General features: G+C 71.8%; 9 protein-coding genes. 6 read left to right on the forward strand and 3 right to left on the reverse strand.

What is annotated here, in order from left to right; genetic code table 11:
• Nucleotides 1-8 precede the first annotated feature (8 nt).
• Entirely contained in the window at nt 9-3695 is a 3687-nt protein-coding gene (locus R2B67_RS34660) for an ABC transporter ATP-binding protein (protein ID WP_317824528.1), read from the reverse strand.
• 447 nt (nt 3696-4142) lie between these two features.
• On the opposite strand from R2B67_RS34660, the gene R2B67_RS34665 reads away from it, so the two are divergent.
• Both R2B67_RS34665 and R2B67_RS34670 read left to right on the forward strand, forming a co-directional pair.
• A complete protein-coding gene (locus R2B67_RS34665) occupies nt 4143-4508 on the forward strand; it encodes a hypothetical protein (protein ID WP_018515003.1) in 366 nt (121 codons plus the stop codon).
• Nucleotides 4509-4654: 146 nt separating this feature from the next.
• The gene (locus R2B67_RS34670) at nt 4655-5362 is read left to right on the forward strand and encodes a TetR/AcrR family transcriptional regulator (RefSeq protein ID WP_109981417.1); all 708 of its coding nucleotides are present in this window, start codon (nt 4655-4657) and stop codon (nt 5360-5362) included.
• Nucleotides 5363-5435: 73 nt separating this feature from the next.
• Here R2B67_RS34670 and R2B67_RS34675 read toward each other — a convergent pair whose 3' ends face one another.
• A complete protein-coding gene (locus tag R2B67_RS34675; protein ID WP_317824529.1) occupies nt 5436-7625 on the reverse strand; it encodes a pectate lyase-like domain-containing protein in 2190 nt (729 codons plus the stop codon).
• A 364-nt stretch (nt 7626-7989) separates the two neighbouring features.
• Here R2B67_RS34675 and R2B67_RS34680 point away from each other — a divergent pair, with 364 nt between their 5' ends.
• Nucleotides 7990-9723 (forward strand): discoidin domain-containing protein, encoded by a 1734-nt coding sequence (locus R2B67_RS34680; RefSeq protein ID WP_317824530.1) that lies wholly within the window; start codon nt 7990-7992, stop codon nt 9721-9723.
• Nucleotides 9724-9768: 45 nt separating this feature from the next.
• Here the strand turns inward: R2B67_RS34680 and R2B67_RS34685 are convergent, their stop codons facing one another.
• A complete protein-coding gene (locus R2B67_RS34685) occupies nt 9769-10779 on the reverse strand; it encodes a DUF3048 domain-containing protein (protein ID WP_317824531.1) in 1011 nt (336 codons plus the stop codon).
• Between the two features lie 357 nt (nt 10780-11136).
• On the opposite strand from R2B67_RS34685, the gene R2B67_RS34690 reads away from it, so the two are divergent.
• The 3 genes from R2B67_RS34690 (at nt 11137) to R2B67_RS34700 (ending at nt 12878) form a co-directional block, all read left to right on the forward strand.
• Nucleotides 11137-11592 carry a hypothetical protein gene (locus tag R2B67_RS34690; protein ID WP_317824532.1) on the forward strand — a complete coding sequence of 152 codons (456 nt, stop codon included), beginning with the start codon at nt 11137-11139 and terminating at the stop codon, nt 11590-11592.
• Nucleotides 11593-11856: 264 nt separating this feature from the next.
• Nucleotides 11857-12237 (forward strand): hypothetical protein, encoded by a 381-nt coding sequence (locus tag R2B67_RS34695; protein ID WP_317824533.1) that lies wholly within the window; start codon nt 11857-11859, stop codon nt 12235-12237.
• Nucleotides 12186-12878 carry a hypothetical protein gene (locus R2B67_RS34700; RefSeq protein ID WP_317824534.1) on the forward strand — a complete coding sequence of 231 codons (693 nt, stop codon included), beginning with the start codon at nt 12186-12188 and terminating at the stop codon, nt 12876-12878. Before R2B67_RS34695 ends, R2B67_RS34700 begins: the two co-directional genes overlap by 52 nt.
• Nucleotides 12879-13293 lie beyond the last annotated feature (415 nt).

Here is a 13293-nt window from a genome sequence, read left to right on the forward strand (position 1 = left end):
TCCCTCCTTCACCGCAGTTCCTCGGGCGCAGGCGTTGTTTCCGCCCGGAGTCCATGCCGCGATGATATCGAGGGAATCTCCTCGGCGCTGTGGGCTGCCAGCAGCGCGCGGTACGTCGGGCTGGTGGCGCGCAACTCCTCATGGGTTCCGGCCGCTTCCACCGAGCCGTCCGCGAGCACCACGATCCGGTCCACCTCGCGGACCGTGTCCAGGCGGTGGGCGATGACGACCGTCGTCCGCCCCGCCACCAGCCGGGCCAGCGCCTCCTGGATCCTGGCCTCGGTCTGCGGGTCGACGGCGGCGACCGCCTCGTCGAGGATGAGGACCGGCGAGTCCTTGAGCAACGCCCTTGCTATGGAGAGCCGTTGGCGCTGCCCGCCGGAGAGCCCCGAGCCCCCGTCGGCCAGATGGTGATCGAGGCCGCCGGGAAGCGCCCGGACCACGTCGTCGCACTGGGCCGCCGCCAGCGCCGCCCACACCTCGTCGTCGCCCGCCTCCGGCCGGCCGAGCGTCACGTTGAAGCGGACGGTGCCGTCGAAGAGGTATACGTCCTGGTGGACGGTGGTGACCAGCCCCATCACCCGGTCGCTGCCGAGCTCCCGCAGGTCGGCGCCGCCGATGCGGACCGCGCCGGAGTCCACGTCCCAGAGCCGGGCGGCGAGGTTGGCCACCGTGGTCTTGCCCGAGCCGGAGGCCCCGACGAGCGCGGTGATCGTGCCCGGCCGGCAGCTGAAGTCCACTCCGTCCAGTACGAGGTCGCTCTCCGCGCCCGTATAGGTGAACCGGACCTTTTCGAAGCGGAGTTCGGCGTCGGCCGGCTCGGCTGGGCGGGCGGGTTCGGTGAGGACGGGGGCGTCCCACACCTCACCGATCTTGCGGGCGATCTGCTCCTGGTTGCGCCGGTACCCGGCCAGCGCGGTCAGCTCCTGCACCGGCTGGTAGAGGACCAGCGACAGCAGCAGGAACATCAGCAGGACGGTCGCCGAGACCGACCCGGCGGCGTACAGCGCGGCGCCCACCACGATCAGGACCACCAGGCCGAGTTCGACGGCGATCGCGGCGAGCGCGGTCACCGGGGCGGCCCGCACCGACATCCGTACGCTCGCCGCGCGCAGCCGCTCCACCGCGTCCCGGTAGCGGCCCGCGAGCGCCGAGTCGGGGTGGGCGCGCAGGGCGGCGGCGCCGCGGGCCTGCTCGATGAGGATCAGGGAGGTCTCCGCCCGGGTGCGGTGGACATCGGCGAAGACCCGGTGGTAGATCCGGTCGCTCCAGGCGGTGAGCAGGAAGAAGGCCGGCATCCCCACCAGGGCGGCGAGCGCGAGGCGCCAGTCGATCACCAGCAGCGCGACCGAGACGTACACCGGCTGGAGAAAGGCTCCGGTGAGCATCTGCGGCAGGTTCTGGAAGTCGATCATGACGGTGTCGTTGGTGACGAGGGTGGAGATCCTGCCGTTGTCGACCCGGGAGAAGAAGCCGAGCGGGACCCGGCGCAGCCGTTCGACGACGGAGAGCTGGAGATCGGCCTTGGCCCGGGTGGCGATCGACCAGACGACCGTGTTGGTCCGGTCGACGGCGATCAGCCGCAGGACCAGCCCGGCGGCGAGGAAGCCGGTGACGCCCCAGACGTAGCCGTGCGTCAGGTCCGGGCCGCCGCTCTGCCGGCGGATCGCCGCGTCCAGCAGCAGGAACACCGCCGCGAGCGGGACCGAGCGGACCGTGCCCTCCAGCAGGAGCCGGGGGAGGCCACGGAGCAGCAGGTCGCGCCGCCCCCGGCCGAGCAGCGCGCGCCACTGGGCGAGGAACCCCAGCTCACCGACGCCGGGCCGGACCACCTCGCGCGCCGCCCGGGCCCAGCCGTCGGCGTTCTGGGCCGGGGCGGGCGGGGGAGGTGAGACCGCGACCGGGCCGCCCGCCCCCTCGCCGCTCAGATGCCAGCCCGTCGCCTCGCGGTAGGCGTTCCACAGCTCCTGGTACCCGAGGTCGGCGGCCAGCAGCTCGTCGTGGCTGCCGGTCGCCCGGATGCGCCCGTCCTCGACGACGGCGATGCGGTCGGCGGAGCGGACGGTGTCCAGACGGTGGGCGATGGCGATGACCGTACGGCCCCGGGTGAGCGCCCGGACGGCCTGGAGCGTGCGGCGTTCGGTGAGCGCGTCCAGGGAAGCGGTCGCCTCGTCGAGGATGACGACGGGCGCGTCCTTGAGCAGGGCGCGGGCGACGGAGATCCGCTGCCGCTGGCCGCCGGAGAGGTTGCCGCCCCCGGCACCGAGCGCGGTGGCCCAGCCGTCCGGGAGCCCGGCCACGAGTTCGCCGAGCTGGGCGGCCTCGGCGGCGGCGATCACCTCGGCATCGGTGGCACCGGGGCGGGCGATGCGGATGTTCTCCAGCAGCGTGGTGGCGAAGACGTACTCGTCCTGCTGCACGAAGGCCACCAGCCGGGCGAGCAGGGCCGGTTCGATGTCCCGTACGTCGACCCCGCCGATGGTCACCCGCCCGCCGCCGGTCTCCCAGAAGCGGGCGATCAGCCGGGCGATGGTGGTCTTGCCGGAGCCGGTGGCCCCGACGAGCGCGCACGTGGTGCCGTCGGGGACCTCCAGGGCGACCCCGTGCAGCACCGCGCGCCCGGCCTCGTACGCGAACTCGACCTCCTTTAGGGCGACATCGAAGCGGTCGGGCACCTGCGGCCGTGCGGGCAGGGGCAGTTCCTCCTCGGCGAGCATCTCCCGTACCGCCGTCGCGGAGAACTGGATCCGTACCAGTACGGTCGCGAGGACCCCGACCAACCCGATGACCGGCGTCAGATAGCCCAGCGCCACCACCAGGAAGAGGGCGAGGGTGTCCAGCCCCGTCCGGCCATCGACGAACCCGTGCCCGGCGACCGGCACCAGCAGCGCCACGGCGAAACCGGTCGCGACGGTCATCACCCCCACCAGCCAGCGCACCGGGCTGTGCAGCGTGCGGTCGTTCAGCTCGGCGCCCTCGATGACCGCCGCACGGGCCTGGTCGTAGCCCGAATCGTGGCGCAGATAGCCCCGGATGACCTTGATGCCCTGGAGGTAGGTGAGGATCGCCGTGTTGAGCACCGATGTGTGGGCCGCGAGGGCCGCGTTGTTCTTGTTCGCCAGCGCCATGCCGGTGGCGGACACGGCCAGCAGCAGCACCAGCGCCACGAGCGCCACCAGGCCGAGCCGCCAGTCGACGGCCATCAGCAGCGCGGTGGTGGCCAGCGGTACGGCCGCGGCCGCCGCGAGATCCGGTACGCCATGGGCGAGGGCCTCCTCCAACTGCTCGACGTCGTCGTGCAGCAGCTTCTTCATCTCGCCGGACGAGCGCCGCTGCACCCGGCCGAGCGGGATGCGCTGGAGCCGGTCTGCGAGCGCGAGCCGCAGCCGGGCCAGGATCCTGTACGCGGTCACATGCGCGAGGTGCGAGGAGGCCCCGGCCAGGACCGAGCGCAGGATGACGGCGAGTGCGGTGAAGGCGGCGATCCACCCGATCCGGCCCTGGCCCACGCCCTCCGGGCCCGGGGTGAACAGCTCGGCCGCGGTCAGGTACACGGCGACGTAGGGGGCCATGGAACAGGCGGCCGCCAGAACGGACAGCAGGGCCGAGACGACCAGGCCCCGGCGGTGCTCGGTGATGACCGAGCGGAGGGTGGGTGATTGCGTGAGGGCATGGCTGTGTTCGGGCGGTGTCATCGACTCTGCCTCGTCTGTGGAGTAAGGGTTGCCTCACCTTGACAGCCGGGGCGCATTAAATCAACGCTGTGTGTAATTAATTCGGTCACGCGTCGGCCGACTGGCGCTTCCGAGCGTTGGCGCTCGTGTCGAGCTGCCGGGTGCTACGCCTCTGACCTGCGGAAACTTGAGCGGAATCTGAGATTCACATAAGGGGGGTATCGGTCATTCCGCTTTTCGTGGGTGTTGACGGTGGTGACCCTTTTCTGGAGATGTGCACACTTTGCGCCTTGCTGGAAATCCGCAAGATCCTCTTTGTCTGTTCCCGGTGTTCGAGGGCTCTCGGCCGAGAGCCGACGGTCCGGTGGTCGCGGGCTCGGGCGCGGATTACTGTCCGGCTACTCGCGGTGGCGATGTCCATGATCCGCGGGTGAGTGGCGACTTGCCCCCATCGAATCGGAGAATCCCATGAGACTTCCTCGGACCACCGCCCTGGCCGGTGCCACGTGCCTGCTGCTCGGCACCGCCGCCATCACCGGCGCCGGCACCGCCGTCGCCGCGGAGCCCCGGGCGGCCACCTGCACCGTGACCGCCGTGCACACCGCCGTCACCGGCACTCTCAAGAAGTGCACCGAGTCCGACGGGCGCGTCCGAGTCGTCGGCACCTTGCGTGACACCACGCTGAGCAACGGAGCCACGGTCCTGACCGTGCGCGTCGGCACCTACAACCGGCAGTGGACCATATGTGACAGCGACAAGCCGATCGACACCGGATACCGGCCCGGCGGCGCGGTGGCCCTGAGCTGGGGTTCCGTCAGCGCGGACCGCTGCTGAGCCACTCTCTCCCCGGCGGCGGTCCGCGTACTCACCGGCCGCCCGCCGACCCGGGCCCGCCTCCGGAACCTCCGGGGGCGGGCCCGCCGCCACACCCCCTAGAATCGGCTGCGCCCCGCCCCCCCCAGACCGGAAGCCGACCCGCCATGACGTCACCCGGCCCCCGGCCCCGCCGCGGCCGCCCGCCCGCAGCCGAGCGGCCTCCGCTCGACCGGGACCGGATCGCGAGGGCCGCGCTCCGGGTCGCCGGCGAGGAGGGGTTCGGCGCTCTGACCATGCGGCGGCTCGCCGAGGAACTCGCCGTCACGCCAAGAGCGTTGTACAACTGCGTCAAGGACCGGCAGGAAGTCGTCGACCTCACCGCCCGACTGATGATGGAGCGGCTGCCCCGCCATGTGTACGACGTCGACGACTGGCGCTCCACGGTCCGCCGGATCTACCGCGCGGCTCGCGAGCAGTACCGCGCCGTGCCCCGCGCGACCCTGATCTCCCTGGACGAGCAGGTCACCCCGGCCGAGATCCACCCGGCCCGGCTCCTGCACACCGAGGAGATGCTGGCGTTCCTCTGTGCGATCGGGCTCGGGCTGGAGGACGCGGTGCACATCCGTGGCCGCTTCCTCCAGGACGTCTTCGCGTTCACGCTGCTGATCGACTACCGCTACGACCGCAGCGACGAGACCGTCCGGGCGCTGATGCAGCAGCCCGTGCCCGCGCCCTGGCTCGCCGCCCACCCCGACCTGGACGTGCCCCACGCCCGCGCCGCCGCCGGACTTCCCGCGCTCACCAGCGACGCGTACTTCGAACGGTACGTGGACGACGCCATCGTCCTCATCGAGCACCGGCTCCGTAGCTGAGCCCACAGGCAAGGAGCCCTCCGGCGGACGGTCGCGTCTGCCGGAAGGCTCCTGCGGTGTGATCGGGCGAGGATCAGGGGAAGTTGACGACCGTCGAAGGGATCGTCGACGTTCCCGAGGTCGGGGAGCCGATGTTGTTGATCACGTGCTGGTACTGCCCGTTGCCGCCGAGGGAGACGACCAGCAGGTTGTGGAACTTCACGCCCGGCTTGACCGGGGCCTTGAAGCCGTGTTCCTGGATGATCGTCGGGTCGACGTTGTAGTAGCAGTAGCTCCCCAGCCCCCAGCCCTCGTGCTGGTTCACCGAGTCGTCGACCCGGTAGGCCGCGTAGCCCTTCGTGCTGCCGTTCTGGATGGCCGCCTGGTTGGGGGCGTCGTACGCCTTCTCGTTCTGGAAGAAGATCGTGCGGCCGCGTTCGCCGTACCACTCCACGTCGTACTTGTTGAAGTGTTCGACGAACAGCCCGGTCGCCAGCACGTCGTCACCGTTGACGCGGACGCCGTAGTCGGCCCGGTTGGTCTCCCAGCCCCAGCCCTCACCGTGGTCCGCGCGCCACACCCAGGTGTGGTCGATGATCACGTCGTCGCTGTTGACCACCAGGCTGGTGGTCGCCTTGCCGGGGCCCGCGCCGCCGATGCGGATGAACACGTCCTGCACGGTGGTGGGGTTGACCGAGTGGTCGGCGGAGGCGCCCTGCGGGCCGACCTCCAGCAGCGTGGGCGAGTTGACCGGACCGGCGTCGATGAGGAAGCCGGCCAGCTTGACGCCGTCGACATCGGCGACCTTCATCGCGGTGATGCCGTTGTCCGGGATGATCGTGGCGAGGCCGAGCCCCAGCACGACGGTGTTGGCGCGGTTCACGTTGATCGTCTGGTCGATGTGGTAGACGCCGGGCGTGAACAGCAGGTTGAGGCCCTGGGCGAGCGCCGCGTTGATGGTCGCCGCGGTGGCGCCCTGCTTGACGACGTAGAAGCGGTTCAGCGGGATGGACTCACCCTGCTGGTTCCCGCCCTCCCAGGAGACGCCGCGCGCGTTGACCCGCTTTGCCGGGACGAACACCTTGTACTCGTTGCCGTCGAGGTAGAGGAACGGCTTCTCGCGCGAGATCGGCGTCGTGTCCAGCGTGGTGTACGGCGGGTTCGGGTAGCTGGACGCGGGCGCGCCCTGGACACCGGAGAAGGTCATGTTCCAGACCGCGTTGGTCCAGCCGCCGACCGAGCTGTCGCGGGTGTACCACTGCTGCTGGGAGTACGGGCCGACGGTGCCGTCGATCTTGCTGTCGGCGATGTAGCCGCCGCTGGCCCAGCCGTACCCGTCGGGCGCCAGGTTGAGCCCGCCCTTGATGTGCATCCGGCGGAAGGGCGCGGCCTGGGAGACCGCCCAGCGGTTGGTGCCGTTGACCGGGTTGAGGGTGAGGTTCTCCGCCGCGCGCCAGAAGTTCTGCGTGGCGTTCCCGTTGAACCAGCCCGCGTCCACGGTCACATCACCGTTGAAGGTGGTGGAGTTCGGGTTGAGGCCGAGACCGGCGATCTGGGTGTAGAACCCGATCTGCGCGTTGATGTTGTTGTACGTACCGGGCTTGAAGAGCAGCGCGTGCCGGCCGTTGCCGAACTGCGCGGACTCCTGCTGCCGGAAGATCTCGTCGACCTTGCCCTGGATGTTCGGCGTGGACGGGTCGAAGACATGGACGTTCGGGCCGAGGTCGCCGCCGCCGGGAATCTGCGGGCCGCCGCCCCCGTCCCGCGTACCGAAGACCTTGAACTCCCAGAGGGAGTAGCCGTATCCGGTGGCGCGCTGGGTGCCGGTGAGGCGTACGTAGCGGGCCTCGCCCGAGACGGTGAGCGTCTCGTTGCCGCCCTGGCCGGTGGTGGTGCTGTAGGCGTTGGTCCAGGTGGTGCCGTTGGTGGAGAGCTCGATCCGGTAGCTCTTGGCGTACGCGGCCTCCCAGGCGAGCTCGACCCGGCTGAGGGCCGCCGGGGAGCCGAGGTCGATCCGTATCCACTGCGGGTCGGAGAACGCGCTCGACCAGCGGGTTCCGGCGTTCCCGTCCACCGCGTTGGAGGCGGCGAAGGGGCCTTCGGTGCTGGAGGCGGTCGCCGGGCTGCCCTGGGAGAGCAGGACGGGCGCGGCCTGCGCCGGAGCGGCCTGCACCACTCCGAGCAGGGCCGCGACCAGGGCGGTCACCAGCGCGAAGCCTAGGGCGCGCCATCGGTGGAGTGCGGCCAGCGGGGGCCGCGAGGGTCTGACGAGGGCAGCAGACATGTCCTGAGCTCCTGAGTGTCATGTGCGCGGGGGTCGCGAGGGTCGAGGCGGGGGGCGGGCACAGGCTCCCTCAGAGGAGAGAGCGCTCTCTCGGTATGCGAATGATTCTCCCGCGTTTCGGCCGCGTCAAGAGTTGTGCACAGGATCGCCGGGATCGGCCCCCAGGGGCCTCTGATGTTTCATCTCCTGAAAGCAGAAGGGGAGTTGGCGGGGGGGGGCAGGGTGGCACGGGGCGGCGGGGTTCTGTCGGCGATCGCGTCAACTGCCCCGCAGACCCTTGACGGTTGGCGCCGCTGCCGCCACGCTCCCCACTGCGGGGGGAGCGCTCTCTCGGCCCGAACCCGCTACAGAGCAAGGAGTTCACATGAATGCCCGTGGAACACCACGGCTTCGAGGCGCCCTGGCCGTCATGGCCGCGGTGGCCCTCCTGTTCACCCTCTCGGTGGCCCTCGCCCCCGAACGGGCCGTCGCCGCCCCCGTCCTCGTCTCCCAGGGGAAACCGGCCACCGCCTCCAGCGCCGAGGGGCCGTTCACCGCTCCCAACGCCGTGGACGGCAACCGCGGTACCCGCTGGTCCAGCGAGTTCACCGACGACCAGTGGATCCGTATCGACCTCGGTACGAGCACAGCGGTCGGCCAGGTCGTGCTCGACTGGGAGGCCGCGTACGCCAAGGGCTACCGGATCCAGCTCTCCGCCGACGGCCAGCAGTGGACGACGATCCACTCCACCACCACCGGCACCGGAGGCGTCGAGACCCTCGCCGTCTCGGGCACCGGCCGCTACATCCGGCTGCTCGGCACCCAGCGCGCCACCCCGTGGGGCTACTCCCTCCACGAGTTCCAGGTCTACTCCGCCACCGGCGGCAACGAACCCGGCGGCGACGTCCTGCTCTCCTACGGCAAGCCCGGCTCCGCCTCCACCTCCCAGCACGACGGCACCTGCTGGGAGTGCGGCCCGGACAAGGCCTTCGACCGCGACCCCGCGAGCCGCTGGGCCACCAGCCCCGAAGGCGGCTGGACCGACCCCGGCTGGATCGCGGTCGATCTCGGCGCCCGCGCCGAGATCCGCCGGGTGGTCCTCCAGTGGGACCCGGCCTACGCCCGCGCCTACCGGATCGAGGTCTCCGACAACGGAACCGACTGGCGGACGATCCACCAGACCACCACCGGCACCGGCTTCAAGGAGACCCTGAACGTCACCGGTACCGGCCGGCACGTCCGCCTGTACGCCACCCAGCGCAGCGGCCAGTACGGCTACTCACTCTGGGAGTTCCAGGTCTGGGGCACCGGCGGAGCACCGATACCGGCACCGCCGCTGCCCGCCGACCCCACGTACGACCGCCTCGTCTTCAGCGACGAGTTCAACGGCCCCGCCGGCGCCGCACCCGACCCGGCCAAGTGGGTCCCGGAGACGGGCACCGGCCCCAACAACGAGCTGGAGTACTACACGAACAACAAGAACGCCGCCCAGGACGGCAACGGCAACCTCGTCCTGGAAGCCCGTCGCGAGGCGACGCCGGGCTCCTCCTGCCCGCGTGACCCGCTGAGCGGCAGCACCACCTGCCAGTACACCTCCGCGCGGCTCAACACCTACGGGAAGTTCCAGTTCACCTACGGCCGGGTCGAGGCACGCATCAAGGTCTCCGGCACGCAGGGGCTCTGGCCCGCGTTCTGGATGCTGGGCGCGGACTACTTCGACAAGGGGCGCCCGTGGCCCTACACCGGTGAGATCGACATCATGGAGCACGTCGGCAAGGAGCCGAAGACCGCCTACTCCACCCTGCACGCCCCCGCCTACAACGGCGCGGCGGGCTACGGAGGCCCCCATTCCCTGCCCGGGGGCGCGAACTACGCCGACGACTTCCACACCTTCGCCGTGGACTGGAACAGCAAGGGCATGACGTTCCGGGTCGACGGCCAGGTGTCCTTCCGGGTGGACCGGGAGGAGCTGGAGCGCACCCGCGGACCCTGGGTGTTCGACCACGACTTCTTCCTGATCCTCAACAACGCGGTCGGGGGCGACTGGCCGGGCCCGCCGGACAGCACCACCCGCTTCCCGCAGAAGCTGAGCGTCGACTACATCAAGGTCTGGCAGTAGTCCCACCTCCGGCGGGGGAGGGCACGGGCGTCCCCCGCCGGAGCCTCACCGTGCCGCGTACACGATCCAGAGCGGCCCCTCGGCCAGGTCGATCCGCTCGCCGTCCGGTGTGCTGAACCGGGTGTCCGCGTCCGCGGCGGTCCGCGCCCACCGTGCCTCGTACGCCTTGCCGTCGCGGAGCACGCTCGCGGTGCCCGAGCCGACGGTCTCGGTGAACGGGGTGTTGTTCCCGGACCGGTCGCCGAAGGCCGAGGGGCGTACGGTCACGTCCTGCACGATCACCGTGGCGGCCCCCAGCGGCTCCCCCTCGCTCGTCCGGGCGGGGGACCCGTCCATGGAGACCAGCCACCGCTCGCGCTCGGCGGACCAGGTGAACGTGGTCCGCGCGGCCGGGAAGCGGACCGTACGGCTGTCCTCGGCGCTCCCGCCGGGCGGCGCCGGGCCGAACCTCAGCCCCAGCGCCTCCACGGCCTCGATCCCGGAAGCGGTGTACGGGATCCGCTCCGGCCGCAGATACAGATTGTGCGGCGCCGGCCGCTCCGCACCCCGGAAGTACGCCCGGGGCGCGGCCGACGGCGGTACGGCGTCGAGCGGCGCCCGTTCGATGGCCGGCAGGAGCCTGCTCTGGGCCCCCGAGAAGGCGAGCACCGGCCGGTCGAACTGGCGCAGCAGCTCCAGATCGGTCTCCCGGGCGCTGCGGACCGGGCCGACGACCGGCGGAACGTCGGAGGAGTAGACCGCGAGGAGCCGGCTGAGCCCGGCCTCCACCTGCTCCACGTAGACGATGTCCGCCCGCTCCAGCCCGGTCTGCGGCCTGGCCGGCGCCACGTTGTCGATCTTCACGGCGAGCACTTTCGCATCGGTCGCCGTCCCCGACGGGCTGCTGCTCCGGCTCTCGGGCTCCGAGCCGTCCCCGCCGCCCGTACATCCGGCCGCGAGGAGGGCCAGGAGGAGCGCGGTGACCAGCGCGGCGACGGATGTTTTCGAGCGGGATGACGCCTTGGGGCGGGCCGGCGCCTCAGGTCGGGCTGGTGCCTTCGATCGGGCTACGGACATGGCGACCGCCCTTCCGGGGCACCGTCCGGCCGTCCCGGCGGAGCGCTGCCGCGTCGCTGCCCCTCATCCATCATCACGCGTCCGGCCGGTTCGCGGTTGCGTCAGGCGCAGGACGCGGTTGCGTCAGGCGCCGGGGTGGGCCCGTCGACGGAGCGAGTGGTCACTCCACGTGTTCGCGGTATGACAGAGCGGCGGGTGCCCCGCACGCCGCGACGCGCCCCGGCCTCGGCCGACATGGCTGGAACTGCACCGCGCCGCGCCCCCGATTCGGCTTCCGACGGGAGTGTTCGCTCTCTACGGTTGCACCAGTGGCGGGTTACGTGCCCGTACGGTGACGGGTGAGACAGAGGGGGGCCGATGGAAGCCGAGTTGACGGCACTGGCGGCATCGGGCGCGACGACGTTCGTGGGGCTGATGGCGACCGAGGCCTGGTCGCAGGTGCGCGGGCGGCTGGCCCGGTTCCTGGCGCGGGGCGAGGACAGCGAGGCGGTCGACGCCGAGCTGGAGGAGTCCCGCGATGAGCTGATCGCGGCCCGCCGCAGCGGCGACGAGGAGAGCGCCGAGGACATCGCGGCCGCCTGGCGGGTCAGGCTCCGCAGGGCCCTGCGCGACAACCCGGAGGCAGCGGGGGAGCTCAGGGACCTGCTGGACGAACTGGCCCCCCACCAGGCCCCAGGACCCACCGTCACGGTCAACAACAGCACCAACGGGGGCACCTATTACAGCCAGGTGATCCAGGGGCACGACATCTCCGGGCTGACCTTCCACAGCGGAGGTACGGCAGCGCCCCGGCCGGAACCGGGCACCACGTGACCACCCCGGGCGCCGGCGGCCACCGGCCCAGGCACATCGACGCGCGCAACGACCTGTCCGGCACCATCCACGGCCCGGTCGTCCAGGCCGCCACGATCCACGGCGGCATCACGTACACCGTCCAGCAGGCGCCCCCGACCGGTGTGCGGGTCACCCCCGACGAGATCCCGCCACTGATGGTGCGGTTCATCAACCGGACCGAGAGCCTCGCGGCCCTGGAGGAGGCAGGCACCCCAGGAGCACGGCGTCGGCGTCGGTTTCGCCGTGCTGCACGGTCCGCCCGGCGTCGGCAAGACCGCGCTGGTGGCCCGCTGGGCGGAACAGGGGCGGGAGCGGTTCCCGGGCGGACAGATCTACGTGGACTTCGCGAGTCTGCGGGGAGAGACGGCGGGGGCCGATGTCTCCGAGGCCGCCCGGTGCTGCCTGCGGTCCCTCGGCGTCGATGACGCCTGCATTCCGGCCTCGTTCGTGGACCGGGTCCGGCTCCTGCGGAGCCTGTCCGCCGACCGGCGACTGCTGATCTTCCTGGACGACGTCTCCCAGCCCGGCCAGGCCGCCGCGCTGATCCCGAAGGGCAGGGCAGCTTCCTCGTGGTGGCCGGCGGCAGCGGGCTCGGGGAACTCGTCGATGACGGCGCCCGGTTGATGGCCGTGGAGCCGCTGGACCGGGACAGCGCCCTGGAGTTGCTCGCCGACCGGTGCGGGGCGGAGAAGGCCGCCGCCGACCCGGCGTCGGCCGAGCGCCTGGTGGAGCTCTGCGCGGGGCTGCCGGTGGCGCTGCACGTGGTCGCCGGGCGGCTGGTGGCCCGGCCGCGCCTCACCCTGGCGGCGCTCGCGGCGGAGCTGGCCGCGGAGCCGCGCCGACTGGCAGGAATGTCCCTCGGAAAGGAACGGTCCGTGGCCGCCGCATTCGATCTCGTCTACCGCGAACTCGCCCCGGAACCGGCCCGCCCCTACCGCCTGATGGGCTGGCACCCGGGCCCCACCTTTGACGCCGGGGTCGCCGCGGTAGCGGCGGGCCTGGACCCGCGACGTACCGCCGAAGCCCTGGAGGCGCTGACCGGTGCCAGCCTGCTGGAGGAGACCCACCCGAGCCCCACCGGGGCGGAAGGGGCGGCGCGCCGCGCAGAAGCACCGAGGCGCTCTCCAGCACCCGCCGGTCCGGCTCCCGCTCATCGCAGGCGAGATGACGGAAGCGTCCGGCGGCCACGTCCTCGCCCGGACCGATCCCGCCCGGGCCGTCCTCCCCGTGCCGCGACACCGCCGCCGGCTGCCTGCGCACGGTGACCGCATCGGGTGCGGCGGTCGTGGTGACCGTCCAGGAGGTGACCCGCGTGCCCGTCTCCTCGGGCTCGGCGAGGAACCGCTCCTGCGGGGGAGCGGGCACCGGCTCGGCCAGGCCCAGCAGGTCGTAGAGCGCGGTACGGAGTCGGGGCAGCGCCTGTCCGGGCCGGTCCAAGGCGCCCTCGGCGACGGTGGCGAAGCGCTCCGGCCGCTGCGTGGCGAGGGCGGACACGATCTGTTCGCGCACATCACCGTGGACGTCGAGGCGGGGGGCCGCCCGCCCGAGCGCGGCCACCGCCGTGCCGGGGACGGCCTCGCTCCCGTAGGCCCCCAGCAGGACCGGTTTGCCGAGCGCCGCACCGTACAAGGTCACCGACCCGTGGTCGCCCACGACCACATCCGCCGCGACCAGGGCCGA

The organism is Streptomyces cyaneofuscatus, assembly GCF_033109485.1.
Lineage (GTDB): Bacteria > Actinomycetota > Actinomycetes > Streptomycetales > Streptomycetaceae > Streptomyces > Streptomyces cyaneofuscatus.

Excerpts from the sequence above, each read along its gene's own strand:
- R2B67_RS34680 (WP_317824530.1), top strand. The coding sequence starts at position 7,990 with ATGAATGCCCGTGGAACACCACGGCTTCGAGGCGCCCTGGCCGTCATG.
- R2B67_RS34690 (WP_317824532.1), top strand. The coding sequence starts at position 11,137 with ATGGAAGCCGAGTTGACGGCACTGGCGGCATCGGGCGCGACGACGTTC.
- R2B67_RS34685 (WP_317824531.1), bottom strand. The coding sequence starts at position 10,779 with ATGTCCGTAGCCCGATCGAAGGCACCAGCCCGACCTGAGGCGCCGGCC.
- R2B67_RS34670 (WP_109981417.1), top strand. The coding sequence starts at position 4,655 with ATGACGTCACCCGGCCCCCGGCCCCGCCGCGGCCGCCCGCCCGCAGCC.
- R2B67_RS34660 (WP_317824528.1), bottom strand. The coding sequence starts at position 3,695 with ATGACACCGCCCGAACACAGCCATGCCCTCACGCAATCACCCACCCTC.
- R2B67_RS34675 (WP_317824529.1), bottom strand. The coding sequence starts at position 7,625 with ATGTCTGCTGCCCTCGTCAGACCCTCGCGGCCCCCGCTGGCCGCACTC.
- R2B67_RS34665 (WP_018515003.1), top strand. The coding sequence starts at position 4,143 with ATGAGACTTCCTCGGACCACCGCCCTGGCCGGTGCCACGTGCCTGCTG.